This is a genomic window from Pseudomonas mangiferae, assembly GCF_007109405.1.
In the GTDB taxonomy this organism is placed as follows: Bacteria; Pseudomonadota; Gammaproteobacteria; order Pseudomonadales; family Pseudomonadaceae; genus Pseudomonas_T; species Pseudomonas_T mangiferae.
The window spans coordinates 1-25,755 of sequence record NZ_VJOY01000028.1; the positions used below are offsets into that span (position 1 = coordinate 1).

At 67.2% G+C, this 25,755-nt stretch carries 27 protein-coding genes, 1 tRNA gene and 1 pseudogene; 9 read left to right on the plus strand and 20 right to left on the minus strand.

Annotated elements, in window-relative coordinates:
- Window positions 1-418: 418 nt before the first annotated feature.
- From FM069_RS20785 to FM069_RS20810, 6 genes are read right to left on the minus strand one after another with little or no spacing between them, the layout of a single operon-like run.
- Complete coding sequence (locus tag FM069_RS20785; RefSeq protein ID WP_143490322.1) at window positions 419-934, minus strand: ureidoglycolate lyase; 516 nt, start codon at window positions 932-934, stop codon at window positions 419-421.
- Entirely contained in the window at window positions 912-1,697 is a 786-nt protein-coding gene (locus FM069_RS20790) for a GntR family transcriptional regulator (RefSeq protein WP_143490323.1), read from the minus strand. The genes FM069_RS20785 and FM069_RS20790 overlap by 23 nt, the downstream gene beginning before the upstream one ends.
- Window positions 1,694-2,161: a MaoC family dehydratase gene (locus FM069_RS20795; protein ID WP_143490324.1), complete on the minus strand. Its 468-nt coding sequence runs from the start codon at window positions 2,159-2,161 to the stop codon at window positions 1,694-1,696. The genes FM069_RS20790 and FM069_RS20795 overlap by 4 nt, the downstream gene beginning before the upstream one ends.
- A complete protein-coding gene (locus FM069_RS20800; protein ID WP_143490325.1) occupies window positions 2,158-3,111 on the minus strand; it encodes a dihydrodipicolinate synthase family protein in 954 nt (317 codons plus the stop codon). Before FM069_RS20800 ends, FM069_RS20795 begins: the two co-directional genes overlap by 4 nt.
- 52 nt (window positions 3,112-3,163) lie before the next feature.
- On the minus strand, window positions 3,164-4,306 hold the full coding sequence (locus FM069_RS20805; protein ID WP_143490326.1) for an acyl-CoA dehydrogenase family protein: 1,143 nt from the start codon (window positions 4,304-4,306) through the stop codon (window positions 3,164-3,166).
- A gap of 34 nt (window positions 4,307-4,340) precedes the next feature.
- A complete protein-coding gene (locus FM069_RS20810) occupies window positions 4,341-4,709 on the minus strand; it encodes a tautomerase family protein (RefSeq protein WP_178106881.1) in 369 nt (122 codons plus the stop codon).
- Window positions 4,710-4,874: 165 nt separating this feature from the next.
- Between FM069_RS20810 and dapA the strand changes: the two genes are divergently transcribed.
- The 5 genes from dapA (at window position 4,875) to FM069_RS20835 (ending at window position 9,995) form a co-directional block, all read left to right on the plus strand.
- Window positions 4,875-5,765 (plus strand): 4-hydroxy-tetrahydrodipicolinate synthase, encoded by an 891-nt coding sequence (gene dapA, locus FM069_RS20815; RefSeq protein WP_143490328.1) that lies wholly within the window; start codon window positions 4,875-4,877, stop codon window positions 5,763-5,765.
- Between the two features lie 50 nt (window positions 5,766-5,815).
- Window positions 5,816-6,790: a TRAP transporter substrate-binding protein gene (locus FM069_RS20820; RefSeq protein ID WP_143490329.1), complete on the plus strand. Its 975-nt coding sequence runs from the start codon at window positions 5,816-5,818 to the stop codon at window positions 6,788-6,790.
- Window positions 6,791-6,807: 17 nt separating this feature from the next.
- Window positions 6,808-7,317, plus strand: coding sequence for a TRAP transporter small permease (locus FM069_RS20825; protein WP_143490330.1), 510 nt, complete (start codon window positions 6,808-6,810; stop codon window positions 7,315-7,317).
- Window positions 7,314-8,597 (plus strand): TRAP transporter large permease, encoded by a 1,284-nt coding sequence (locus FM069_RS20830; protein WP_143490331.1) that lies wholly within the window; start codon window positions 7,314-7,316, stop codon window positions 8,595-8,597. The genes FM069_RS20825 and FM069_RS20830 overlap by 4 nt, the downstream gene beginning before the upstream one ends.
- Window positions 8,598-8,744: 147 nt before the next feature.
- Complete coding sequence (locus tag FM069_RS20835) at window positions 8,745-9,995, plus strand: OprD family porin (RefSeq protein WP_143490332.1); 1,251 nt, start codon at window positions 8,745-8,747, stop codon at window positions 9,993-9,995.
- 595 nt (window positions 9,996-10,590) lie between these two features.
- Here FM069_RS20835 and FM069_RS20840 read toward each other — a convergent pair.
- The 10 genes from FM069_RS20840 to FM069_RS20885 form a co-directional block, all read right to left on the minus strand.
- A complete protein-coding gene (locus tag FM069_RS20840) occupies window positions 10,591-11,277 on the minus strand; it encodes a GntR family transcriptional regulator (protein ID WP_143490333.1) in 687 nt (228 codons plus the stop codon).
- 129 nt (window positions 11,278-11,406) lie between these two features.
- Window positions 11,407-12,186: an amino acid ABC transporter ATP-binding protein gene (locus FM069_RS20845; RefSeq protein WP_143490334.1), complete on the minus strand. Its 780-nt coding sequence runs from the start codon at window positions 12,184-12,186 to the stop codon at window positions 11,407-11,409.
- Window positions 12,183-12,914 carry an amino acid ABC transporter permease gene (locus FM069_RS20850; RefSeq protein WP_143490335.1) on the minus strand — a complete coding sequence of 244 codons (732 nt, stop codon included), beginning with the start codon at window positions 12,912-12,914 and terminating at the stop codon, window positions 12,183-12,185. The genes FM069_RS20845 and FM069_RS20850 overlap by 4 nt, the downstream gene beginning before the upstream one ends.
- Window positions 12,915-12,933: 19 nt before the next feature.
- Window positions 12,934-13,767 (minus strand): transporter substrate-binding domain-containing protein, encoded by an 834-nt coding sequence (locus FM069_RS20855; protein ID WP_143490336.1) that lies wholly within the window; start codon window positions 13,765-13,767, stop codon window positions 12,934-12,936.
- An 85-nt stretch (window positions 13,768-13,852) separates the two neighbouring features.
- Window positions 13,853-14,161 carry a DUF4286 family protein gene (locus FM069_RS20860; protein WP_143490337.1) on the minus strand — a complete coding sequence of 103 codons (309 nt, stop codon included), beginning with the start codon at window positions 14,159-14,161 and terminating at the stop codon, window positions 13,853-13,855.
- Complete coding sequence (locus tag FM069_RS20865) at window positions 14,158-14,592, minus strand: MaoC family dehydratase (protein ID WP_143490338.1); 435 nt, start codon at window positions 14,590-14,592, stop codon at window positions 14,158-14,160. The genes FM069_RS20860 and FM069_RS20865 overlap by 4 nt, the downstream gene beginning before the upstream one ends.
- A 2-nt stretch (window positions 14,593-14,594) precedes the next feature.
- Entirely contained in the window at window positions 14,595-15,008 is a 414-nt protein-coding gene (locus tag FM069_RS20870) for a MaoC family dehydratase (RefSeq protein ID WP_143490339.1), read from the minus strand.
- An 11-nt stretch (window positions 15,009-15,019) separates the two neighbouring features.
- Window positions 15,020-16,183 carry an acyl-CoA dehydrogenase family protein gene (locus FM069_RS20875; RefSeq protein ID WP_143490340.1) on the minus strand — a complete coding sequence of 388 codons (1,164 nt, stop codon included), beginning with the start codon at window positions 16,181-16,183 and terminating at the stop codon, window positions 15,020-15,022.
- A 17-nt stretch (window positions 16,184-16,200) separates the two neighbouring features.
- Window positions 16,201-17,418, minus strand: coding sequence for a CaiB/BaiF CoA transferase family protein (locus tag FM069_RS20880; protein ID WP_218570324.1), 1,218 nt, complete (start codon window positions 17,416-17,418; stop codon window positions 16,201-16,203).
- Window positions 17,415-18,599 carry a CaiB/BaiF CoA transferase family protein gene (locus FM069_RS20885; RefSeq protein ID WP_143490341.1) on the minus strand — a complete coding sequence of 395 codons (1,185 nt, stop codon included), beginning with the start codon at window positions 18,597-18,599 and terminating at the stop codon, window positions 17,415-17,417. Before FM069_RS20885 ends, FM069_RS20880 begins: the two co-directional genes overlap by 4 nt.
- A 263-nt stretch (window positions 18,600-18,862) precedes the next feature.
- On the opposite strand from FM069_RS20885, the gene FM069_RS20890 reads away from it, so the two are divergent.
- Entirely contained in the window at window positions 18,863-19,771 is a 909-nt protein-coding gene (locus tag FM069_RS20890; protein WP_178106883.1) for a LysR family transcriptional regulator, read from the plus strand.
- A gap of 362 nt (window positions 19,772-20,133) precedes the next feature.
- On the opposite strand, the gene gabT is transcribed toward FM069_RS20890, so the two are convergent.
- Both gabT and gabD read right to left on the minus strand, forming a co-directional pair.
- Window positions 20,134-21,414, minus strand: coding sequence for a 4-aminobutyrate--2-oxoglutarate transaminase (gene gabT / locus FM069_RS20895; protein ID WP_143490343.1), 1,281 nt, complete (start codon window positions 21,412-21,414; stop codon window positions 20,134-20,136).
- Between the two features lie 308 nt (window positions 21,415-21,722).
- Window positions 21,723-23,171 (minus strand): NADP-dependent succinate-semialdehyde dehydrogenase, encoded by a 1,449-nt coding sequence (gene gabD, locus FM069_RS20900; RefSeq protein ID WP_143490344.1) that lies wholly within the window; start codon window positions 23,169-23,171, stop codon window positions 21,723-21,725.
- 231 nt (window positions 23,172-23,402) lie between these two features.
- On the opposite strand from gabD, the gene FM069_RS21690 reads away from it, so the two are divergent.
- Together FM069_RS21690 and FM069_RS20905 are read left to right on the plus strand one after the other, a co-directional pair.
- Window positions 23,403-23,570: a hypothetical protein gene (locus FM069_RS21690; protein ID WP_178106886.1), complete on the plus strand. Its 168-nt coding sequence runs from the start codon at window positions 23,403-23,405 to the stop codon at window positions 23,568-23,570.
- Window positions 23,561-23,637: transfer RNA gene (locus tag FM069_RS20905), tRNA-Arg, on the plus strand. Before FM069_RS21690 ends, FM069_RS20905 begins: the two co-directional genes overlap by 10 nt.
- A gap of 331 nt (window positions 23,638-23,968) precedes the next feature.
- On the opposite strand, the gene FM069_RS20910 is transcribed toward FM069_RS20905, so the two are convergent.
- A complete protein-coding gene (locus tag FM069_RS20910) occupies window positions 23,969-24,394 on the minus strand; it encodes a hypothetical protein (RefSeq protein ID WP_143490345.1) in 426 nt (141 codons plus the stop codon).
- Window positions 24,391-24,849: an ImmA/IrrE family metallo-endopeptidase gene (locus FM069_RS20915; protein ID WP_143490346.1), complete on the minus strand. Its 459-nt coding sequence runs from the start codon at window positions 24,847-24,849 to the stop codon at window positions 24,391-24,393. The genes FM069_RS20910 and FM069_RS20915 overlap by 4 nt, the downstream gene beginning before the upstream one ends.
- 355 nt (window positions 24,850-25,204) lie before the next feature.
- Between FM069_RS20915 and FM069_RS20920 the strand changes: the two are divergent.
- A pseudogene (locus FM069_RS20920) lies at window positions 25,205-25,570 on the plus strand (DNA topoisomerase IB); the annotation flags it as partial.
- Between the last annotated feature and the right edge of the window lie 185 nt (window positions 25,571-25,755).

Below are 25,755 nucleotides of genomic sequence, written 5' to 3' on the forward strand. Positions count from 1 at the left end.
GCCCCACACTCCTCCGACACCTCCCAAGCCCCCGCGAAGCCGGGCCGCACCGTAGGGTGGATGACGCTTTCCTCATCCACCTTCCCCGACAACGCCTTGCCAAAACGTCACCTCGCCCATCGCCCAGCGGCACGGAAAACCCTCAACCAGCTACACATTCGCGCTCAGCACCGTAGGGTGGATGACGCCTTCTTCATCCACCATTCCCCCGGCAACACCTTGCCAAGACGTCACCTCGCCCCTCCGCCAGCGGCACGGAAAACACCCACCTGGCTACCCTGTCGCGTTCAGGGTTCGAGCACCGTAGGGTGGATGACGCCGTCTTCATCCACCATTCCCCCAACAACGCATTGGCAAAACGTCACCTCGCCCCTCTGCCAGCGGCACGGAAAACACCCACCTGGCTACCCTGTCGCGTTCAGGGTTCGAGGGCAGGCGCCGGCAGCCAGCGCACCTGGTCTTCGGGCAACCGGTGCTCGTCGCAGTTGGGCAGTTGCCCGGCGCGGTCCACCACGAGGAAGTCGTCGCCGTCGTTCAGCGCCAGCAGCGCGTGGTGCCAGACCCCGCGTGCGTAGTTGACGCCCTGGCACCCGTCGCTGAGGAAGGCCCGCAGGCGGCGCGGGTCGGGGCTGTCCGCCGGTGGCGCCACCACCACCAGGAAGCGCTGCCCCCGCAGGGGCATGAAGGCCTGGCTGCCGTGGGGGTGGCGTTCCAGGAGGGCGATACGCAGCGGGTAGTCGAGGGCGCTGGCCCGGAACAGGCTGATGATCGGCCAGCCGTCGGCGGGGCCGGTGTCCACGTCGGCCAGCCGGTGATAGCGCCGGGTGGAGCCGGCGTTGATCATGAAGAACGCCCGGTCGCGGCATTCGATGACCTCCCCGAACGGGGCGAAGGCGTCCGCGGTCAGCGCCTCAATGGGTAGGAGCGGCGTCATCGCGTACCTCGCGTCTGGGAGTGGAGTCCGGCTCGACCAGGGCGAACCGTTCCAGCAAGTCTTCCATGGCGGCGGCGTGCTGCATGCGCAGGATCGCCTCGGCCAGGGCCAGGTCCTGGCGGTGCAGCGCCTCCACCAGCATGTGCTTCTCCCGGGCGAAGCCCAGTTCCCGCCCCCGGCCATAGCCGAAGCGCAGGCGGAAGGCGCCGATCAGCTCCCAGCCGCGCAGGAACAGCCGCAACGCCTCGGTGTTGCCGCCCAGGGCGACGATCCCGGCGTGGAAGTCGCGGTTCAGGCGCAGGCCGCGGCGGAACTGGCCCGCCTCCACCGCGGCCTGGTAGGCGGCGGCCAGAGCCCTGAGCTCGCCGAGCTTGTCCAGGGTGATGGCGCGAATCCCGCGACGCAGGGCGAACACCCGCAGTTCGGTGTTTATCTCGAACAGGTCGACGATGAAGTGCCGGTCCAGGGTGCGCACGAAGGCCCCGCGGTTCGGCACGATCTCCACCAGCCCCTCGCCCTCCAGCTTGCGCAGGGACTCGCGCAGCGGCATCGGGCTCAGGGCGAACTGCTTGACCAGGTTGGCGACGATCAGGCGCTCGCCGGGGACGAAGCGGCCCGAGAGGATCGCCTGGCGGATCAGCGAGGACGCCTGCTCCACCGAGGTGACGACGGCCTCCTCTCCTGCACCCGGCGCACGCGCCAGGTCCGCGTCGCCCAGGGCATCCAACTCGGCGGCGTCAGAGGGCCGGGAGGACACGGTCATGCCCCGCCGCGCTTTTTCAGCAGCGCGCTGTGCTCGGCCTCGATGACGGTTTCGTCCCGCTGGTTGAGCAACCACAGCCGCTCCAGGACGATGCCACGGGCGCCATCGCGGGTTTCGCGCTTGCTCTCGAAGCGCACCCTCACTCGCAGCGTGTCGCCGGGGAAGACCGGTGCCCTGAAGCGCACCCGGTCCCAGCCCAGGGACGCGATGGAGGTGTTCTCGTACAACCGCAGCTCGGTCTTCAGCCCCTCCATCAATGCCAGGCCGTGCAGCCCGTGGGCGATGATCCGGCCGAACGGGGTGCCGCGGCAGTAGTCCGGGTCCGTGTGCAGCGGATGGTGGTCGCGGGTGAGCCGGGCGAAGGCGTGCACGTCGTCGTCGCCCAGGGTGTGGCTGGCCGTGACCAGTTCGGCGCCTACCGGAACATCCTCGAAATACAGGTCCACCGCCATCGCCGGGCTCATGGTCGACCCTCCCGCAGGCCGCCCAGGCCGGCGGTGTCCACCGCCTGGACGATCCGCCGGGCTACCGCCGGCGGGATGTCCAGCAGCGGCCGGCGCGGCCGCGCGCTGTCGATGATGCCCAGGTGCTGCAGACCGACCTTAAGCCGGGTGTGCATGTCGATCAGCGGCGGCGCGCCATAGATGGTGCGCACCAGGGGGTAGAGGCGGTCGTTGACCGCGCGCATCGCTCGCAGATCGCCGGCCCGGGAGGCCGCCCAGAGTTCGCAGAGCAGGCCGGGGACCATGCTGCCCATGCCGGAGAGGATGCCGTCGGCGCCGGTGGCCATCTGCGCGAACATCCAGTGGTAGTTGGAGGCCAGGATGGCCAGGTCCGGCCGGATCGCCTTGATCCGCCGCAGGTTGTCTTCGTACAGGCCGATGTCGCCGCTGCCCTCCTTGAGGGCGATCACCCGCTCGCGCCGGGCCAGCTCCAGCAGCACCTCGGTGCTGAAACCCGCCCCCGAGGCCACCGACTGCTGGAAGATCGACACCGGCAGCGAGGTGGCGTCGAGCACCGCGTCCACCAGGTCGAGCACGTAGCGCGGGTCGTTGGAGGCGCCGGCGCCGAACTGCGGCATGGGGAACACCACGGCCACGTCCACGCCCGCCTGCTCGGCCGCCCGGGCCTGTTCCACCACCTCGTCGGTGGCGTAGCCGATCAGCCCGGTGAGCAGGGGCTTGCGGTCGCCGATGAAGGCCCGGGTGCGACGGATGACCGCCAGGCGCTCCTCGGGCGTCAGGGTCGCCCCTTCGCCGGCATGGCCATTGACGAACACCGCGCTGACCTCCGCCGGTGTGGCGCAGAACGCCAGCAGGCGCTCGTAGCTGGGCCAGTCGATGGCCAGCGTGTCGGTGAACGGCAGCACCGTGGCCACGGTGACGCCTTCGAGGGAACGGGGGGTGATGCTCATGCAACCTCCTGGTGGCCCACGCCAGCGCCGGGCCCGGTGAGTGAACGGCGCCTCAGGCGTATTCCTTCTGCAACTGGCGGGCGATGATCAGCCGCTGGATCTGGTTGGTGCCCTCGTAGATCTGCGCCAGGCGCACGTCGCGGTACAGGCGCTCGATGCGGTATTCCCGGGAATAGCCGTTGCCGCCATGGATCTGCAGCGCATTGGAGACGTGCAGCGACGCCATGTCGGTGGTGAACAGCTTGGCGTGGGCGGCCTCCTTGGCGATGGGATGGCCGGCGTCGAACAGCCGCGCCGCGTGGTGGATCAGCAGGCGCGACGCGGCGATGTCCTTGGACATGTCGGCGAGCATGAACTGGATCGCCTGGAACTCGATGATCGGGTTGCCGAACTGCCGGCGGGTGGCGGCGTAGTCGATGGCGTCTTCCATCGCCGCCTGGGCCATCCCCAGCGCCATGGCGGCCATCAGCAACCGGGAGAAGTTGAAATTGCCCATGGCCATCTTGAAGGCCTGGTTCTCGACGCCCAGGCGATGGCCGACCGGCACCCGCACCCCGTCGAAACTGACCTGGCATTCGGCCAGGCCGTGCATGCCCAGCAGCGTCTCCGACTTGCCCAGCACCACCCCGGGGCGGTCCGTTTCCACCAGGATGCAGCTGATGCCGTTGTGCCCGGCATGGCGGTCGGTCTTGGCGAAGACCAGGATGAAGTCGGCCACCTTGCCGAAGGTGACCCAGGCCTTGCTCCCGGTGATCACGTAGTCGTCGCCGTCGCGCTCCGCCACCGTGCGCATCGCCGCCACGTCGGAGCCGCAATCCGGCTCGGTGGCGGCGGTGGCCGGGATCGACGCGCCGCTCAGCACGCCCGGGATCAGCCCGTGGTGAAAGGCATTGCCATGCTGGTGCAGAAAGTGCGCGGCCTCCACCGGAATGGCGTAGGCATTGCCCAGGGCACCGGACCCCTTGGCGATCTCCTCCATGACGATGCACGCGGTGGTGGTATCCAGGCCGCTGCCCCCCGCCGTCTCCGCCAGGGACACGCCGAACAGGCCCAGGTCCGCCAGGCCCTGGTAGAGGGCCCGGGGAAAGACGTCGTCGCGGTCGATGGCCGCCGCGGCGGGCTTGACCACGTCCTCCACGTGACGCCGGACACTGGCGAGCAGCAGCTGCTGCTCTTCGCTGTAAAAACGCTGCATGGTGAAACCCTCCTGGAGCGGGCGGCGGGGTGGCTCAATCGCCGGCCAGCACGCCGGCGTGGGCCACCTGGCTGGGTGGCCGTTCGATGAAATACAGGGCGATGGCCTCGGCCGGCACGCCGTAGGCCCGGACGACGGCCTGGGTCACGGCGTCCGCGGCCAGGCGGCGCATTTGATCAAATCTCGGGTAGGCGTGGATCTTTATGAATATCCGCTGGGCCTCCGCAGCGGCACCGAATCGTCCCCCATGCCCATAGCCATCCGGCTCCACGCGCTGGAAAAACAGCGTGACGATGTCCTTGGAAATGCCATAGGCGGCGCATAGCGAATCGGTGATTTCCTGGGTGGCGGCGCGCCGTTGCTCGACGTTTGCCGCGAAATCGTAAACCTCGATGTAGGGCATTTCCCTCAGGCTCCTGACCGACCTCATGCCTCGCCGGAGCGATCACGCTCGGCGAAAATCTGGATTCAGAGTTGACATGCACTTTGATCAAATGTCAATTTCTTGAAACGAGATCGTATCTAAGAACCCCAACAACTTCGCATCTGTCGATCAGGGGAGGTTGAGATGGCCGGATTTCGCGGCAGCTACACCGTGATGGTGACGCCCTTCGACGAGGCCGGGCGCCTGGATGAACCCCGCCTGCGGCGCTTCGTCGACTGGCAGATCGCGGGCGGCGCGCAAGGCCTGATTCCCCTGGGCAGCACCGGCGAATTCCTGTCCCTGACCCGCGAGGAGCGCCTGCAGGTGGCCACCTGGGTGGTGCAGCAGGCGGCCGGCCGGGTGCCCGTACTGGTGGGCACGGCGGCGGAGTGGACCGACGAAGCCATGGCGCTGAGCCGCGAGGCCGAGCGCGCGGGCGCCGACGGGGTGATGCTGGTCCCGCCGTTCTATTCGGCGCCCAGCGACGACGAGCTGGTGGTGCACTACCGGCGCATCGCGGACGCCATTGGCATCCCGATCATGCTCTACAACAACCCGAACACGGCGAACGTCGACCTGAGCGCCCGGCTGGTGGCCCGGCTGGCCGAGATCGACAACGTCACCTGCATAAAAGAGTCCAGCGGCGATGTACCGCGCGTGACCGAAATCCTGCGTCTGTGTGGGGACCGGATAACCGTCTTCGCGGGGTATCACCCCTGGGAGAGTTATCTGGCCGGGGCGCAAGGCTATGTCTCGGTGTTTTCCAACCTCGCACCGGGGCTCTCGACGGAGCTGTTCCAGACCACGGTCGACCGCCGCGATGCCGAGGCGGCCCGTGCCCTCTATCACCGTCTACTGCCGTTGCTCGATGCCCTGAGCGGCGATCGCTACGTTTCCGCCACCAAGGCCGCCCTGGCGCTGATCGGCATGCCGGTCGGCGACCCGCGCGCGCCGCGCCTACCCTTGCCGCCCGCGCGGCTGGACGGCCTGCGCGCCGTGCTGCAAGGGCTCGGCCTGCTGGCGGCGACACCGTGATCACCGCCCGGGCTTCGAATCGCCCCCACCCGACTCGTAGGAAGAGCCCCATGAAGAAGTTTGCCCAGCGGGTGTGCTCGCTGCTGGTCGCCGGCAGCCTGTCGCTGTCCGCGATGGCCGCCGACTACACCCTCAAGATCAGTCACTCGGCCCAGCCGGGCGAACCCTATCACCTCGGCCTGCAGACCTTCGTCGAGCGCCTGCAGACCCTCACCGACGGCCGCGTCGACGCCATCCTCTACCCCAACAGCCAGCTGGGCAACGAGAAGGCGGTAACCGAAGGCCTGCTGCTGGGCACTGTTGACATCGCCGTGTCCGCCAATGGCGTGCTCTACAACTTCGAACCCAGCGTCGGCATCTTCGACCTGCCCTACCTGTTCCCCGACCGCGCGCGGTTCCATGCCGCCCTCGACGGGCCGGTGGGCGAGCAGCTCAAGGAAAAGGTCGCCGCGCGCGGCTTCCACATCCTGGCCTACTACGACGCCGGGATTCGCCACCTGCTGACCAAACGGCCGGTGAACGCCATCGGCGATCTGGCCGGCATGAAGATCCGCACCATCCAGGTACCGGCGCACATCGCCGCCTGGAAAGCCTTCGGCGCCAACCCCACGCCGATGAACTACGACGAGCTGTACGGCGCCCTGGAAACCGGCGTGGTGGACGGCGCCGAGGCCGCCAACTCCAACTACTACGCGCAGAAGTTCTACGAAGTGGCGCCGAACTACGCCCAGGTGGCCTGGACCGCCCTGGTCGCCGAACTGCTGATCTCCGAGAAACGCCTGAAATCGTTCCCCGAGGATATCCAGCAGGCGATTCTCCAGGCCGCCCAGGAGTCCGCCGAGGTGGAGCGCAAGGCCTACGCCGAAGCCGACGTGGCGCTGCTGGCCAAGCTCCAGGAAGCCGGCGTGAACGTCACCTACCCCGATCTCGCCCCCTTCCGCGAGGCGGCCCGCGGCATCCAGGCCGCGTTCGCCAAGACGCCGGAGCAACGGGCCCAGCTCGAGCTGCTGACGGGCGACCACTGAGAGCGGAGGTGACCGACATGTCCATGGGAATGCTTCGCGGGCTGCGCCGGGTGGTCGACGGCGCGATCGTCCTGCTCTACGGCTTCATGTGCCTGGCGATCCTGGCGCAGGTGGCGGGCCGCTACCTGTTCAACTTCTCCACCGGTTCCCTCGTCGAGGCCGCCACCTTCGCCCAGGTGTGGATGGTCATGCTGGCGGCGGGCGTGGCGATGCGCCTGGCCATGCACAACAGCATGGACCTGCTGGCGCAGAAGCTGTCGCGGCCGCTGTACCGCCTGGCGGTGGCGGTCTCCGCCGCCGCCAGCCTGTGGTTCCTCGGCGTGACCGTGGTGGGCGGCTGGCCGCTGCTGGAGATCGGTCGCTACCAGACCTCGCCGGCCCTGGAGGTGCCCATGCTGCTGGCCTACGTCGCGATCCCCGTCGGCTGCCTGTACTTCGCCCTGGAGATCCTGCTGGTGGGCGTCCGCCACTGGCGCCTGGGCAAACCGGAAGCGCCGAGCCTCGACACGCTGGAGGCGAAGCCATGATCATCGCCCTCGCCCTGGGCACCTTCGTCCTGCTCATCCTGCTCGGCACGCCGGTGGTGTTCTGCCTGGGGATCGCCGCGGCCCTCGCGCTGCTGGCCAGCGGCGTGCCCCTGGCCATCGTCACCCAGCGTCTGTACGGCGGCCTGGAGAGCTTCACCATCATGGCCATCCCGTTCTTCGTGCTTGCCGGGCTGATCATGGAAAAAGGCGGCATCGCCCGCCGCTTCATCGACTTCGCCTCGGCGCTGGTCGGCTGGATCCGTGGCAGCCTGCTGTTCGTCTCGGTGGTGGCCTGCACCGGCTTCTCGGCGGTGTCCGGCTCCGGTTCCGCGGACACTGCGGCGATCGGCTCGATGACCCTGCCGCAGATGAAGCGCCGCGGCTACGACGTCGACTTCGCCACGGCGATGCTGGCGGCGGGTGGCTGCATCGGCCCGGTGATCCCGCCGAGCATCATGATGGTGGTGATCGGCACCCTCTCCAACGTCTCCATCGGCGCCCTGTTCCTCGGCGGCATCCTGCCCGGGCTGCTGATGTCGGCGGGCCTGCTGCTGGCCTGCTACCTGCACGCCCGCTCGGGCGGCGACGTCTACCGGGACAGTCTTCCCTTCAGCGCCAGGCGGGTCCTGCAGACCGGCATCGCCGCCATCCCGGCGGGCGCCATCGCGTTCGTGCTGATAGGCGGCATCGTCGGCGGCGTGATGACCCCCACCGAGGCCGCGGGGGTGGCGGTGTTCCTGAGCATCCTGGTGGGGCGGTTCGTCTACCGCGAACTGCGCTTCTCCGAATTGCCGGCAATGCTGCTGCGGGCGTCGGCCATGTCCGCCGCCGTGATGATGGTGATCTCCACTGCCAGCGTGTTCGCCTGGCTGATCACCAGCCAGAACGTGCCGCAGCTGCTGGGCGACTACCTGGGCGTCTTCGCCGACGAGCGCGTGCTGTTCCTGCTGGTGGTGAACCTGATGCTGCTGCTGATCGGCACCTTCATGGAGGGCATTTCCGCGATCCTCATCGTGGTGCCGATGCTGATGCCCCTGGCGCGCCAGGTGGGCATCGACCCGGTGCATTTCAGCGTGGTGGTGGTGATGAACCTCTCGGTGGGCATGCTCACCCCGCCCTACGGCAGCACCCTGTTCGTCGCGTCCACCGTGGCGGGCCGAAGCGTGGTGCAGGTGTCGCGCAAGGTGGGCCTGCCGTTGCTGGCCCTGGTGCTCGCCCTGCTCGCCACGACCTATTACCCACCCCTGGTGACCTGGCTGGCCGGCAGCGCCAGGCCATGAGCGATGACCCCGGGAGCCGGGCGCCGTACCCCATGAGAGCCGAAGCCGCGGTGGCGGCGAACCGATTCGGCCCGACCCGCGCATCAGCGATGACGCCCTGCCCCTGCCCTTCAACCGACGTTTCGATTCCATTTTCGGGGAAGCACCATGCGATCACTCAGCCGTATCCGGATCCTGTCCATCGCCACCCTGTGTTGCGGTAGCGCCAGCCAGGCCGCGGAGCAGTCCGGCTTCATCGAGGGCTCCAGCGCCAACCTGGTGCTGCGCAATTTCTACATCAACCGGGCCTACACCAACGACGCCCATCCCCAGAACAAGGCCGAGGAATGGACCCAGAGCTTCATCCTGGACTACCGCTCCGGCTTCACCGAGGGGCCCGTGGGGTTCGGGGTGGACGTGTTGGGCAAGCTGGCCATCAAGCTGGACGGCGGCCGCGGCACCACCGGCACCCTGATCCCGGTGCGCGACGACGGCCGCCCGGCCGACGACTTCGGCCGCCTGGGGGTGGCGGCGAAGATGCGCATTTCCAAGACCGAGCTCAAGGTCGGCGAGCTGATGCCCAATACCCCGGTGCTGGCCGCCGACGACGGCCGGGCGATCCCGCAGACCTTCGAGGGCGCGCTGCTCACCTCCAAGGAGTTCGACCGCCTCACCCTCAGCGCCGGGCAGTTCCGGCGCAGCGCCGCGCGCAACGACGACAGCATGGAGAAGCTGACCCTGAACCAGGTGAGCGGCTTCACCTCGGACCGTTTCAACCTGGCGGGCGGCGACTACCTGATCAACGAGAACCGCACCCTGCTGCGCGCCTGGTACGGCGAACTGGAGGACATCTACGGCCAGAAGTACCTGGCGGTCTACCACACCCAGCCCCTCAACGAGCAGGTCTCGCTGAATGCCAAGCTGCAGTACTACTGGGGCGACGAAACGGGCAGCGCCAAGGCGGGCGACCTGGATAACCGGACCTTTTCCTCACTGGTCGGGGTGCAGGCCGGCGCCCACACGGTATCCGTCGGCCTGCAGAAAATCAGCGGCGACAACGGCTGGTTCAAGGTGGGCAACGCGGCGGCCGGCATCCTGGTCAACGACACCTTCAACAACAGCTACGACAACCCCCACGAGAAGTCCTGGCAGGTGCGCTACGACCTGAACTTCGCCCCCTACGGCGTGCCCGGCCTCAGCTTCATGACCCGCTACCTCAAGGGCACCCACGTGCAGACCGCCCAGGTGGATGACGGCACCGAGTACGGCCGCGAATCCGAACTGGCCTACGTGTTCCAGTCCGGCGCCTTCAAGGACCTGTCCCTGCGCTGGCGCCAGTCCACCCTGCGCCGCGACTTCGGCACCAACGAGTACGACGAGCACCGGCTGATCATCAACTACCCGATCTCGCTGCTGTAACCCGCCGGAGAGACCCGGCGCCCGCCCCTCGCCCGCTCCGCGAGGCCGCGGGCCCGGGCCACGCGAGCGAGCCCACGCGGCCCGCTCGACCGGTATTCGGCCGGCACCGGCAACGGCGCCGGCCTTTTTTGTTCTCGATCCGGGCAAGCCACCGCTGGGCGAGGCGCTGAAGAAATCGGCCGGCATGATCGGCAGGTCATCTCGACGAGACCGTCCCGCGAACATCGCGGCGTTTCGGAGTGCTGAACGTTCGTTGGGTTTCCAGCGGGAAGACGCAACGATCAGGCTCCACGGGTCTTTTCGAAGGTGAGGCACACGAGGCTGACGGCGTACCGCAACGAAGCGGCGCTCACGGGCATGGGGGAGATCCGCAATCACTGGAACAGCGTGCTGCCAGCACACCAGAAAGCGGACGCCCATACACCCTGTCAGAAACAGCCCTGCTCAGGGCGATCGACGTCGACGACAACCCGCTGACCATGAGGACCGAACCCGTCGCCCTCCATGGGTCATCGTCGTCGCTGCAGCGCGACCCGGCTCGCCGTTTTACAGGCTCCGGGTGGCCGGGCCCGGGACGCCACGTCCCCGCCAGCGGTCAGTCGATGGGGCGCTGGCGTTCGACCCGGGCCATCACGTCCGCGATGGCGCCGGCCTGTTGCAGGCGGATGGCGGACTCGGCCATGGCGATGTCCTGACGGTAGAGGGCGTCCACCAGCAGGCGGTGCTCGCGCATCAGGTCGCGCTCGCGGTTGCTGCCGTAGCCGAACTGCAGGCGGAAGGCGCTGATCAGCTCCCAGCCCAGGTTGAAGATGCGCACCGCCTCCCGGTTACCCCCCAGTTCGACGATGCGCGTGTGCAACTCGCGGTTGAGCCGCACGCTGACCACTCGCTGCCCGCTCTCCACCGCGTCGTCGAAGGCGTCGCAGAGCCGCTGCAGCTCTTCCAGCCGGCTCAAGGTCAGGGTGTGCCCCTGGATGCAGCGGCGGATGGCGAGGATCTGCAACTCGGCGTTGATCTCCCAGCAGTCGCGGATGAACTGGCTGTCGAGCTTGCGCACGGTGGCGCCGCGGTTGGGCTCGATCTCCACCAGGCCCTGGCCCTCCAGCTTGCGCAGCGCCTCGCGCATGGGCATGGCGCTGATGCCCAGCTCCTTGGACAGCTCGCCCACCTTGAGGCGTTCGCCGGGGGCGTACTTGCCGGTGAGGATGATGGTGCGGATGCGTTCGACGGCCTGGTCGACCGCGTTGTGGCTGCTCTCGTCCTGCTCGCTGGGGCTGCTCATTCTTCGCTGGGTTCCGGGCGGCGCGGATGACGCGGGCACGACGCATGGTGGGGGTAAGGGCCGTCGATTCTCACCGAGCGGCCCGCCCTCATCAAGCACCCATTGCCCGCGGTACCGGCGGGCGCACCGTCAGAGCATCTGCGAGAGGAAGGCCCTGAGCCGGTCGGTCTGCGGTGCGTCGAAGATCTGCGCCGGCGGGCCGGCCTCCACCACCCGCCCCTGATCCATGAACACCAGGCGATCGGCCACCTGGCGGGCGAAGCCCATCTCATGGGTCACGCAGACCATGGTCATGCCCGACTGGGCCAGGTCCACCAGGGTGTCGAGCACCTCCTTGACCATCTCCGGGTCGAGGGCCGAGGTGGGCTCGTCGAACAGCATCAGCTTGGGCTTCATCGCCAGTGCCCGGGCGATGGCCACCCGCTGCTGCTGCCCGCCGGACAGCTGCCCCGGGTAGCGATCCGCCTTGTCCGGGATGCGCACCGTCTCCAGGTAATGCATGGCCAGCTCGCGGGCCTGGGCGCGGCTCATCTTGCGCACCCAGACCGGGGCGAACATGCAGTTCTCCAGCACGGTCATGTGGGGGAACAGGTTGAACTGCTGGAACACCATGCCGATGTCGGCGCGGATGCGATCCAGCTCCCGCGGCTGGGCGATGTCGGTGCGGTCCACCAGTACCGTGCCGGCCTGGAAGGTCTCCAGCCCGTTGATGCAGCGCACCAGGGTCGACTTGCCGGAGCCGGAAGGCCCGCAGATCACCACCTTTTCCGCCCGGCGCACGGTGAGCGTGACGCCATGCAGCACCTGGACGCTCCCGTAGTATTTGTCCAGGTCGAGGATGTCCACCAGGATCGGCTGGGCCGTGGCGGCCGGCCCGGGCCGGGTGGCGGTATCGAAGGAACCGCTCATCGCTCCACCCTCCCGAGGCTCGCAGCCAATACCGGAGCACCTGCGCCGACTTCTGGGGTGGCACGTACGTGGGCGCGGGAAAAGCGCCTTTCCAGCCAACGTTGCACGAGGTCCCACAGGGAGGTGAGGGCCAGGTAGAACACCGCGGCGGCGGCGTACACCTCCAGCACCTGGAAATGCTCCTGCATCAGCATGTCGCTGCGCCGCATGACCTCCTCCACGGAAATCACCGAGGCCAGGGACGTGGCCTTGAGCAACGCGTTCACCGAGTTGCCCAAGGGCGCGATCATCAGGCGAAACGCCTGGGGCAGCGTGATCCGCAGGACGATCAGCCAGCGCGGCACGCCCAGGGCCCAGGCCGCCTCGCGCTGGCCCTCGGGAATCGCCAGGAAGCCGTTGCGGACGATCTCGGCCATGTAGGCGGACTCGTTGAGGATCAGCCCGATCAGCGCCGACTCCAGCACGCCGAACTTCACCCCCAGCTGCGGCAGGCCGGTGTAAATCACCACCAGCTGGATCAACAGCGGCGTACCGCGGAAGAACCAGATGTAGAAACGCGCGAAGCCCGCCAGCAAGCGCGAGGGCGACATGCGCAGCATGGCGATCAGCATGCCCGCCAGCAGGCCGCCGATGACACCGGCGACCGTCAGCCAGAGGGTGGTGAGCACGCCACCCAGGAGGAAGTCGTTGAACAGGTAGCCGAAGAAGGCAGAGATATCGAACGTCATCACGGGCCCTCCGGGTCGGTCAGGTGGGGCCGGGGCCGTCGATCTGGATCGCATCCTGCGCCGGCAGCGGGGTGAGGCCGAAGCGGTCGAACAGCACCTGGTAATGGCCATCCGTGCGCATCCCGTTCAGCGCCCCGGCCACGGCCTCGGCGACCGCCCGGTTGCGGAAGGCCATGGCGGTGCGGCTGACCCCCTGGCCGGACAGCACCTCGGCGACCCGCTTGCGCTGGACCAGGTCGCGGGCAACGCTGTCCACCAGGGCCGCATGATCCACCTGGCGGGCGAACATCGCGGCCACCACGTTGGTGGCGGTGGGGAAGGTGCGCAGCTCCATCTTCGCCAGGCCCCGGGCGGCCAGCGCCTCGTTCTGCTTCTGCAGGAAGCTCAGCTGGTAGCTGTTGACCTCCACCGCCACCGAGGTCCCGGCCAACGCCTCCAGGGAGGCCAGCGGCTTGGCATCATCCGGCCGCGCCACCACCGATACCGATTGCACGCTGTAGGGCACCAGGTACATCAGTCTGGAGCGCTCCGCGGTCCAGAACATGCCGGTGTTCATGCCGTCGATGCGGCCGGCGTTCATCGCCGGGATCATCGAGGGGAAGTCCATGCGCACCAGTTCGACGTCCAGGCACAGCCGCTTGCCCAGTTCCGAGGCCAGCTCGACGTTGAGGCCCTGCAGGGTGCCGTCCTTGTCGACGTACTGCTGGGGCGGGTTCGTCGGGTTGATGGAGAGTTGCAGCTTGCCCGGTGCGATCAGGTCCTGTTCGGCGATGGCCGGGGTGCAGGCCTGGCTGGAGAAGGACGCCAGCAGAACAGCAGCCGCCACGCCCAGTACGGGAATACGAATGATCATGATCTGTACCCATCTGGTTTGTTATTGGATAAATGCAATTCTCGAACCGGAGCCCGGCCTGGGCTGACCACCGGCCTGATTGCGTTCAGGGCAGATGCTTAAGTTGAAGACGCGTGAAATTCTTGACGAAGGGCTCGAACCGGCCGAAGCCCTTCACTTTTAGGAATTGCGGGGTCTCGAACGCCCAGGGGCCCTCGACTTTGTACAGGGCCGCGTAGCGCGGCCCCTCGCCGAGGCAGACGAATCGCTGCAGCGGCGTCCAGCCCGGGCACGCGGCCAGGTCGGGAAAGTGTTCCTCCTGGTACCAGCGGTTGAACGCCGCCTCGTGCGCCGGGTCGATGTCGACCCGCACGAGGTGCAGGAATGCGTCGTCGTGCAGGGCCGGCACCGTCATGGCTGCGCCTTCCGACGGGGAAACTTCAGGGTCGCCCGGGCCTTCAGCACTTCCAGGCCGGACGCGTTGCGGGCGCTCGCCTCCCAGATCAGGGTGCGGTTCTCCTCCACCTTCTCGGCGATCCACACCTCGAAGGTGAGGGTGTCGCCATAGAACACCGGGCCGGTGAACCAGAAGCGGTCCTCGATGGACACGCCGACGATGCCGGCCAGCTCGCTGGTGAGGATGCTGGTGCACAGCCCGGCCACCATGATCCCCGGCGCGAGGCGCTGGCCGAAGCGGGTGCCGCGGGCGAACTCCTCGTCCACGTGCACCGGGCCGAAGTCGCCGGTGGCGGCGATGTACAGCGCGCCATCGGCCTCGGTAATGGTCTTGCCGAGGCTGACGCGGTCACCGACGTTCAGCTCGTCGAAGGATTTCAGGTCGTACATGATCAGCCCTGCCCCTCGAAGGGGACCAGCGTCGCCCGGCCCTCGAACACCACCTGGCCGGTGGTGACCCGCGCACCGGTGACCTGGCAGCGCACCTCATCGCCGTCGACGGCCTCGACCACGGCCCGGGCCTCCAGGGTCTCGCCCACCAGCAGCGATCGCGGGAAGCGCACGTCGAACAGACCGATGCGGCGGGTGGCGCCCCCCAGGCGGTTGAGGCAGGTGGTGGCGAGTGCGGCGGCCGCCAGCTCGAACACCACCAGGTCGGCGGCGCCGGCGTCCCGCGCCTTCAGCTTGTCGACGTAGAGCGGCGCGAGGTTGCCACTGATGCCGGTGAACAACGCCTGCTCGGCGACGCTCAGGGTCTTGCGGAATGCGAAGGCCATTCCGGGAACGAGTTCGTTGGGCGGGGTCATGGGGGGAGTCCTCAAAGGTGCAAGCCATTCTTGATGGTGCTGCGGGCGATCAGCATCCGGTGGATCTCCGAGGTGCCGTCGTAGATGCGGGTGACCCGGGCATCCCGGTACATGCGCTCCAGGGGCAGCTCCTTGGCGTAGCCCATACCGCCGAACACCTGGATCGCACGGTCCACGACGCGCCCCTGCATTTCCGAGGCGGCGACCTTGATCATCGAGACCTTGTCGCGGGGTTCGAGGCCCTGGTCGATCTCCCAGGCGGCGTTGAGCACCATCATCTTCACCGCGAAGATCTCGGTGGCGGAGTCGGCGATCATCTTCTGCACCATCTGGAAATCGCCGATGGGCTGGCCGAACTGGCGGCGTTCGCCGGCATAGGTACGCATCATTTCCAGGGCGCGCTGGGCCATGCCCACCGCCCGCGCACCGATGTGGGCCAGGCGGATCTGCAACACGCTCTGCATGATCAGCTTGAAGCCGTTGCCCACCTCGCCGAGCACCGCCTCCCCGGGAATCCGGCAATTCTCGAAGAACAGTTCGGCATGGCCGTAGCCCCGGTGCCCCATCATCGGCTGGGTGCGCGCCACGCTGAAGCCGGGGTGACCGCGGTCGACGAGGAACAGGGTGATGCCGCCCCGGGCGCGTTTGTCGCGGTCGGTGAGGGCCATGACGATGGTGTAGTCGGCGATGTCGCCATCACTGATGAAATGCTTGCTGCCATTGAGCACCCAGGTGTCGCCGTCGAAGTGCGCGGTGGTGCTGATGGACGCGGCATCGGAGCCGGCACCGGGCTCGGTGATGGCCATGGCGCACACCTTCTCGCCGCGCACGGTGGGCAGCAGGTAGTGCTCCACCTGTTCGCCGCGGCAGGCCATCAGCATCGGGTAGACCTGGCCGAATACACGGCGGATCAGGGCATCGGTGGTCTTGCCCAGTTGCTCTTCCACCAGGCAGTGCTCCAGGCAGGACAGCCCGCCGCCGCCCACCTCCAGGGGCATGTTCATGGCGAACAGGCCCAGGTCGCGGGCCTTGGCCCGCACGCCTTCGAGTCGCTCGGCGGGTACGCGGCCCTCCCGCTCCACCTCTTCCTCCAGGGGCTGGACTTCGGTTTCGACGAAGCGCTGGACGGTATCCACCAGCAACCGGGTGTCATCCGGCAGGGAAAAATCGATCATCTCGGCTCTCGCAGGTATCAGGGAGAAGGGGGGCCGTCGGCCTCGGGCGCGGCGACGACGCCCTGGTCGATCAACTGCTGCTGGCGCTGTCGGCTGTAGCCCAGCGCGTCCAGCACGGCCCGGCTGTCGGCGCCCGGCACCAGCGGCATGCGCCTCACCGCGGGCGTTCGGCCGTCGTAGCGCAGCGGGTGGCGCACCAGGGTGGCGGGCTTGCCATGGACGTCGATCGTTTCGAAAGTGCCGTTGTGCAGGGCCTGGGGGTCCTGGCGCAGGGCCTCGTAGTCCTGCACCCGCTCGTGCCAGATGGCATGGGCATCGAAACGGGCGGCCAGGTCGGCGAAACGCCAGGGGGCGAGTACCCGGGCGACTTCCTCCGAATAGCGATCACGCTCCAGGTAGCGGTCTATCCCCTGCAGCTCGCGCAGGGCGTCGCTGTCCAGGGCCTCGGCCAGGCGCACCGGGTCGTTCATGGACAATACGATGCGCGCATCCTGCAGGTCGTAGAGGCCGTAGGGGGCATCGTGGTACCAGCTGCCCACGTGGCGCCCGCGCTCGAGCAGCTGCTGGCGGTTGGGGCTGGCGTAGTACTTGGTCAGGGCCTCCACCTGCAGGTCGATGGCGGCCTCGAACAGGCTGGTCTCGATGCGCGTGCCTTCACCGGTCTGCAGTTTCTTCACATAGGCACCGAGGATGCCCATGGCCAGCAGCGAGGCGCCGTGCTGGTCCACCACGGCCGCTCCCACCACACTGGGGCCCTGGTCGCCGCCGCCGGTGACTGCCACCAGGCCGGAACGGGCCTGCATCAGCAGGTCCTGCCCCGGACGCCGGGACGCCGGCCCGCTGCTGCCGAGGCCCGACGCGGAGGCATAGATGATCGCGGGGTTGAGCGCCTTCACCGCCTCGTAGCCCAGGCCGAGGCGGTCGAGCACGCCGGGCCGGTAATTCTCCAGCACCACGTCGGCGTCGCGGATCAGGGCCTGGGCGATGGCCAGCCCCTCGGGGTGCTTGAGGTCCAGGGCCAGGCTGCGCTTGTTGCGGTTCACCGCCAGGGAAAAGGCGCTGACGCCCTCCACGTAGGAATTGCCGCCGGACCAATGCCGTTCGAACGCGCCCTTGAGCGGCTCGATCTTGATCACCTCGGCGCCCATGTCGGCGAGGAACTGGCTGCAGACAGGCCCTTGCAGGTAGTGGCAGAAACTCACCACCCGCATCGTCAGGCCGAGCCCGCCGCTCACGACGCCGCCCCGATGGCCTTGCGGGCGATCAGCCCGTCGATCTCCGCCTCGCCGTACCCGGCCGCCCTCAGCACGTCGCGCGTCTGCGCACCGAGCGGTTGCGGCATCAAGCGTACCGGCGGCACCTCGCCATCGAAGCGGGCGGGCAGGCTGATCAGGGTGACGGAGCCGCCGTGGGCACCCGGCAGGGTGGTGAACACCTGGTTGTGCACCAGCTGAGGGTCGCTCTGCAGGTCGGCGTAGTCCTGCACCGGCGCGTTCCAGACCCCGGCGGCGTCCAGCAGGGGCTGCCAATGGGCGGTGCCGTGCTGCAACAGACGGGCGCCGACCAGCGCGCAGATCTCCTCGCGGCGGGCGAGCCCGTCCTGCTCGGGAATGGCACCCAGCGCCGGCAGGTCGAGGGCGGCGGCCAGGGCCGCGTTGGAGGCCATGGAGATGGCCAGGTGGCCATCGGCGGTGCGGTGGATTCCGTGGGCGCCACCGCTGAACCAGGCGGCGACGGCGCCCGGCCCGCGGGGGTGTGGCGAGGGTGCGCCGTTGAGCCAGGCGGTCAGGCCCTCGCCCTGCAGGTCGATGGCGGCCTGGTAGAGGTTGACCTCCACCAACCGCCCCTGGCCGGTCTTCGCCTTGGCGTAGAGTGCCGCGCAGATGCTCATGGCATAGATCATCGCCGCATGCTGGTCGACGATCACCGGGCCCGCCGGTGTGGGGCCACCCTCGGCGTCGCCGGTCCGCGCGGCCAGGCCGGAGAGCGCCTGCAGCAGCAGGTCCTGGCCAGGGCGCTCCCGGTAGGGCCCATCGGAGCCGAAGCCGCTGGCCACCGCGTAGACCAGCCCGGGGTTGAGGGCCTTGAGGGTCTCGTAGCCCAGGCCGAGCTTGTCCATGGTGCCGGGGCGGAAGTTCTCCATCACCACGTCGGCATCCTTCACCAGGCGCTTCACCACGGCCAGGCCCTCGGCGCTCTTCAGGTCCACCGCCAGGCTCTTCTTGTTCCGCCCGGTAGCGAGGTGGTTGACGCTGGTGCCGCCGACGAAATGGTTGGCCACCGCCCAGTTGCGCTGGAAGGCCCCCTGCAGCGGCTCGATGGCGATTACCTCGGCCCCCAGGTCGCCCAGGGTCTGCGCCGCCATCGGGCCCGCCAGGAAATGATTGAAGCTCAGTACTCGTACGCCGTTCAGCACAACGTCACCTCGCAGGTCGGAATGCGAATTCGTGAAGGGCAGAATCAATCGTCAGCGCCGGCGGGGTCTGGCCGGCTTGGCGGGCGCGCTCACTCGTACGGTCCGGTCTGCGCCGGCGGTGATGAGCTGGGCCCTGTTACGTGTCAGGTCGAGGACGATGGTACGGAGGGAATCCCGGTGGGCTCAATATGGATATCAATTATTTTATTGCCATGGTTGATAACCAAAACCTATATTCTCAGGGCACCTCGCGAGGAGATCGGATGAATCTGCGCCAATTGGAAATCCTGCGTTCGGTCATGCGCACCCGCTCCACGGTCGCTGCGGCACGCGACCTGGGCATGTCGCAACCGGCCGTCAGCAACGCCATCAAGAGCATCGAGCTGAACCTGGGCTTCCTGCTGTTCGAGCGGGTCAACAAACGCCTGATCCCCACCCAGGAGGCGCAGATCCTGCTGGAGGAAGCGGAACCGCTGTTCTTGATCAAGGAATTGATCGACCAAACCGCCAGCCAGTTGCGGACCGGGCGACGCGGGCGCATGCGCATCGTGGCCACCTCGGAGCTGTCCGAGTCGCTCCTGCCCCAGAGCCTCGCGCGCTTTCGCGGCAGCCACGACAACGTCGACATCGCCCTGGAAACCGTGCGCCTGGACAACGTGCTGGAATACGTGGAAACGGGCGTCGCGGACATCGGCTTCGCCATCGAGCCGCACCCTCGGGAAAACCTGCAGTACCTGCCCCTGGCACAGCTGGACATGGTCTGCGCCTGCCGCCTGGAAAGCCCGCTGGCCGCTCGCGCGGTGGTCACGCCGCAGGACCTGCGCGGCTACCCGTTGATCAACGCGCGCACCACCAGCCGCATCAGCAACCTGGTGCAGAGCGCGTTCACCCGCAGCGAGGAGAACTACCAGCCGAGCATCGACGTCCGGTTCATGAACGTGGCCGCGCATTTCGTCGAGGAAGGCCTGGGGGTCTCCATCATCGACCAGCTCACCGCGTCGTCGAAGCGCTACACCCAGCTGAAGAGCGTGCCCTTCGAACCGCGTATCCAGGCCACCGTCTCGGCGATCGTCTCGCCGGACCGGCTGCAACAGCGCCTGACCAAATCCCTGATCGGCCACACCCGCGACGAAATCCAGCACCGGCTCTCCGCGGTCGCGGTTCACGATTGAAGAAGTGGGTCAACGCTCGGCGCTGGAAGCCGAGGAAGACAGCGACGGCGGGGTGAAAGGGCGATCTTTCCCAAGTCCGGGTCTCACCCCATGGGGACTGGGCGAGTTCGCACGGCGGCCCTGCCGTCTTCGTCTTGGTGGATGGAAAAACGTCATCCACCCTACATGGGGCAACACCTCCCCATGCTCATCCAAACACCCCCGTAGGGTGGATGACGCCTCACCCATCCACCTTGCCAGCCCGCAGACCCGCACGACGCCCCGTCGCCGCCCGCGCGGACCGGCCAGCCACCACATCAAGCGGAAATAAAAAATGCCGCCCACCAAGAGGTGGGCGGCATTCGGGTCACGCGTCGTCCGGCTTACGCCAGTTCGTCGAAGCACTCGGCGACGATGGCCAGGCCCTTGTCCAGCTGCTCGTCCGGCGCGGTGATCGGCACCAGGAAGCGGATGACGTTGTAGTAGGTGCCGCAGGACAGCAGGATCAGGCCCTTCTCGCGGGCGCGGGCGACGATCTTGCCCACCAGCTCCGCAGCCGGCTTGTGCACATCGCCGCCTTCGAACAGCTCGATGGCGATCATCGAGCCGAGGCCACGAACGTCACCGATCACCTTGTGCTTGGCCTGGATGTCGCGCAGGCCGGCCTTGAGGCGTTCGCCCACGGCCTGGGAGCGCTGCAGCAGCTTCTCTTCCTCGAACACCTTGAGCACGGCCAGGGCCGCGGCGCAGGCGATCGGGCTGCCGGCGTAGGTGCCGCCCAGGCCGCCGGGGGCGATGCTGTCCATGATCTCGGCCTTGCCGCAGACGCCGGAGATGGGGAAGCCACCGCCCACCGACTTGGCGAAGGTGGTCAGGTCCGGGACGATGCCCAGTTGCTCGGTGGCGAAGAAGGTGCCGGTGCGGCCGGCGCCGGTCTGCACTTCGTCGGCGATCAGCAGGATGCCGTGCTGGTCGCACAGGGCGCGCAGGCGCTGCATGAAGGCCTTGGAGTTGACGTAGAAGCCGCCTTCGCCCTGTACCGGCTCGATGATGATCGCGGCGATGTCGCTCGGCTGGGCGTCGTTCTTGAAGATGCGCTCGATGCTGGCGATGGACTCGTCCTCGCTCACGCCGTGCAGCTCGCAGGGCGCCTGGGCGCGGTAGACGCCCGCGGGCATCAGGCCCATGCCGGCGGAGTACGGCACCACCTTGCCGGTCAGGCTCAGGGTCATCATGGTGCGGCCGTGGTAGGCGCCGGTGAAGGCGATCACCCCGGCGCGGCCGGTAGCGGCGCGGGCGATCTTCACGGCGTTTTCCACCGCTTCGGAGCCGGAGGTCACCAGCAGGGTCTTCTTGGCGAAGTCGCCCGGTACGCGCTTGGCGATCTCTTCGCACAGCTCGACGTAGGGCTCGTAGGCCAGCACCTGGAAGCAGGTGTGGGACAGCTTGGTCAGCTGCTCCTGCACGGCCGCCACGACCTTCGGATGCAGGTGGCCGGTGTTGAGCACGGCGATGCCGCCGGCGAAGTCGATGAACTCGCGGCCTTCCACGTCCCACACAGTGGCGTTCTCGGCCCGCTCGGCGAAGATCGGGTGGATCTGGCCGACGCCGCGCGGTACGGCGGCGATCCGGCGTTGCATCAGGGATTCGTTGGTCTTGCTCATGCGTTCCTCATTGGCCGCTCATCGTGCGGACCGGTTCAAGGATGAAAAATGCGCCCGTGCCGGCGGCGGCAGCATACGATGATCGACTGCCGTCGCCCGTCCGGGCGCTCGGGTGGAGCCTAGGTTCTGTACGAAAAGTGCCTGCGCTCGATGATGCTGCGTTAAAAAACCGGCTCAGAATGCTCATTTACAGCACGTAAACTCTGCTTCTTCGCCTGTTTTTGCCTTGCCTGACCTTTCGCTCGACGACTTTTCGTACAGAACCTAGCAACGCGGCGCCGGCCCGCGACGGGCCAGCGCCAGGACGATCAGATGCCCAGGCAGAGGTACTTGATTTCCAGGTAGTCCTCGATGCCGTACTTGGAGCCTTCGCGGCCGAGGCCCGAGGCCTTGATGCCGCCGAACGGCGAGACTTCGTTGGAGATCAGGCCGGTGTTGATCCCCACCATGCCGTACTCCAGCGCTTCCGCGACGCGGAACACGCGGCTCAGGTCGCGGGCATAGAAGTAGGAGGCGAGGCCGAACTCGGTGTCGTTGGCCATGGCGATGACCTCGGCCTCGTCCTTGAAGCGGAACAGCGGCGCCAGGGGGCCGAAGGTCTCGTCCTTGGACACCAGGGCGTTCTTCGGCACGTCCACCAGGATGGTCGGCTCGAAGAAGGTGCCGCCCAGGCTGTGGGGCTTGCCGCCGGCCACTACCTTGGCGCCCTTGCCCACGGCGTCCTGGATGTGCTCCTGGACCTTGGCCACGGCCTTCTCGTCGATCAGCGGGCCGGTGGTGGTGCCGTCTTCCAGGCCGTTGCCGATCTTCAGCTTGGCCACCGCCGCCTTGAGCTTCTCGACGAAGGCGTCGTAGACCCCGTCCTGCACGTACAGGCGGTTGGCGCAGACGCAGGTCTGACCGTTGTTGCGGTACTTGGAGATCAGCGCGCCGTCGACGGCGGCGTCCAGGTCGGCGTCATCGAACACGATGAAGGGCGCGTTGCCGCCCAGCTCCAGGGACACCTTCTTGATGTCCTTGGCGCATTCGGCCATCAGCTGGCGACCGATCTCGGTGGAGCCGGTGAAGGACAGCTTGCGCACGATGGGATTGCTGGTCAGCTCGCCACCCACTTCGCCGGCGCTGCCGGTGACCACGCTGAGCACGCCTTTCGGGATGCCGGCGCGCTCGGCCAGCTCCACCAGGGCCAGGGCCGAGAAGGGGGTCTGCGAGGCGGGCTTGATGACCATGGTGCAGCCGGCGGCCAGGGCCGGGCCGGCCTTGCGGGTGATCATCGCCGCGGGGAAGTTCCACGGGGTGATGGCCGCGGTGACGCCGATGGGCTGCTTGATGACGATCAGGCGCTTGTCCGGCTGGTGGCCGGGAATGGTGTCGCCGTAGACCCGCTTGGCTTCTTCGGCGAACCACTCGATGAAGGAGGCGGCATAGGCGATCTCACCCTTCGCCTCGGCCAGGGGCTTGCCCTGCTCGATGGTCATCAGGCGGCCCAGGTCGTCCTGGTTCTCCATCAGCAGCTCGAACCAGCGACGCATCTTGTTGGCGCGATCCTTGGCGGTCAGCGCACGCCAGGCCGGCAGGGCCTTGTCCGCCGCCTCGATGGCACGACGGGTCTCTGCCGCGCCCATCTTCGGTACGGTGCCGATGATCTCGCCGGTGGCCGGGTTGTTCACCTTGATGGTCTGGCCGCTGTCGGCGTCCAGCCAGGTACCGTCGATGTAGGCTTGCTGGCGGAAGAGCGTGGCGTCTTTCAATTGCATCGTCGTCTCCTTCTCGCGGCTCGAGAAAGCCGGGGCAGATGGGAAGTCACGGCCGGGGATGGCCGGGATAGAACATATACAGCCGGGAAGGTAGGCCGGCGCTTACCCGCAGAGAGGAAGGGGCAGCGGCGAGAGGCCTGTCGCCGGATCGGACGGCGCGCCTGAGTGTTCAGCGTGGCGTTCTGTATCTCGCACGCATGCTAGGACGGACCCTGGCAAAGGGCAATAGACATGTTTGATAAAACCAACGGAAAATCAGGAAAATCCGAACGCTTTTTCGAACGTCCGTTTAAATCGAACGATGCTCCGGGTGAATTCGTTCAATATCGCGAACGACACGCCCTCGCCATGGACGCCCGCCGCCAACATGCGTATCATGCGCCTCCGTTGCATCCGTAGCTCAGCTGGATAGAGTACTGCCCTCCGAAGGCAGGGGTCGTGGGTTCGAATCCCGCCGGATGCGCCAAGCTCTGTTCCAGATCGCATGGAACACCCCAAGGCCCGCCTCGTGCGGGCTTTGTCGTTTCTAGGGCCTTAGACGGCATGACCTCGGCAAGTCTGTTTGTTGCCGACTATGGTTGTCGCCGTGTTGGAGGTCGGCAGTTCGTTTCTCGTGGGTACGTCTTAAGGCGTCTGCGGGTGAAACCTGGATTCCGACTGAGGCAGGCGTCCGGAGCGCATTCGCGGTGATTGCGCGTCTTGGCAGGTGCAGAGCAAAGGCTAGGGGTGGCAACAAGCGAACCGTATCGTCCAGCGACCTAGGCCTTTCCGAGTGACACGCAAGCGGCACCAGCGCTTCAGCGAGACTCACTGGCCTTCATGGCGTCCGCGGTGGCCTTGATGAGTTCGCGCGCGGCCTCGATGCTGAGGGGCAGCGGGGCCTGGTTATCCTCGGCCGCCTGCTTCGGGCGGAAATGGAAATACCGGAGCAGCGCGATAAGCAGGAGGGTGGGGATGGTGGATAGCGCCACGATGATGGGAATGTCGCCCGTGGTGTGGGGGCGGAACGACGTGAAGAAGTAACCGCTCCCCACGCTCAGGCGGAAATTACCGAGGAATACGAAGCCCAGCAGGGCCAGGTAGAACAGCAGGATGAGCGCCGTCGTCACCACGGTAAGCCGCCGCTCCCATCGGAACAACCAGGCGCTCTTCGTCAGCGCCTGCAGGACCTCGCCAGCATCGCGAGCCTCGCCGTCCGCCAGGTTGCCGTCGTGATCACTCATAGGAGGCCGATGTTCTTCAGGCGAAACTCCATGGCTGCCGTGGACACCCCGAAGGTTTTCGCGAGCGCCTGGAGACTGGTGACGTTCTTCTCCAACACCAGATGCTTCACGAGGGCGGCAGGCATCAGCAGCGCCGCGGCGAATCGGTTGGCCGCCACCTCGCGGGGGTCGCGCGACGAGGCGTTGAACTGCTCCGAGGTATCCCGAGGTGCATCGAGGTCACCATAGACGTGGTGACCGATCTCATGGGCAAGCGTGAAACGCTGGCGAACCACCGGCTCATCGGCATTGAACTGGATCAGCGGGTCGCCATCGTTGTATGAATAATGGCCACTGTGATCGAGCGCACACCGCTCGACCCTGAGCCCCATCGCCTGGGCGATGGCGAGGGGGTCCACGGGCAGCAGACCATCCCAATGGGCCTTCAGGACGTCGCTTGCGGTTCGGTACTCCATTCGGCCTCCTGCTGCGGGTGGGCTGGACTCAGTCAAACCTGTGGCTCGCGAAGGCTTCGGTAGAGACACGGCCCTCGCTTGCCTGGCCCCCCTGATACTCTCGATCAGAGGAAGGCGCCTCGAACGTAGAACTGTACAGAGCTACAGCGTTCTGCTCAATCGCGAGCCACCCGTGCATCAGGGACCAATGATCCTGCCATTCTCGTGCAGCTCTAGCGCTGCATTAGCCACGGTATAGCTTGACGGCTCGTCCTAGGAGGGTAGCGAAGTGCATACCTTACTTATCGAGACGCTTGAGAAAAACAGCCTCGGTGTTCAGGCTTCTGGATGCCTATTGCATAAAGTGCGCATAACGCAGCGCCGTGCCATCAGTTCCTCGGACATCAACCAGTACCTGCAGAACCTGACCGGCAAGGACTTCACTGCTAAGGACTACCGGACCTGGGCCGGCAGTGCACTGGCCTTGGCCTACTTGCGCGAGGCCCCCTGGGAGGATGAAGCCCAAGCCAAGCGCGAGGTGGTGGAAGTGATCCGCCAGGTCTCGAGCCAACTGGGCAACACGCCCGCGGTGTGCCGCCGCTGCTACGTGCACCCGGCGGTGCTGTCGGCGTACCTGGCGGGTTCGCTGCGGGGCCAGCGCAAGGCGCGTGCACGTAAGGGGCTGCGGGCGGAGGAAGCCGCACTGGTGCGCTTCCTGGAGGCGCTGGAGCCGCAAGCCTGAGCAGTTGTTGGGCTCATCAGCGGCTTATCACGCGTGGCCCCGCTGCCGCTTTTCCCGCCCCCAAAAGGCCAAACCCCAACCCGCGTGAGCGGATTGGGGTTTGGGGATAGAAGCTTGACGATGACCTACTCTCACATGGAGAAGCTCCACACTACCATCGGCGAAGAGTCGTTTCACTGCTGAGT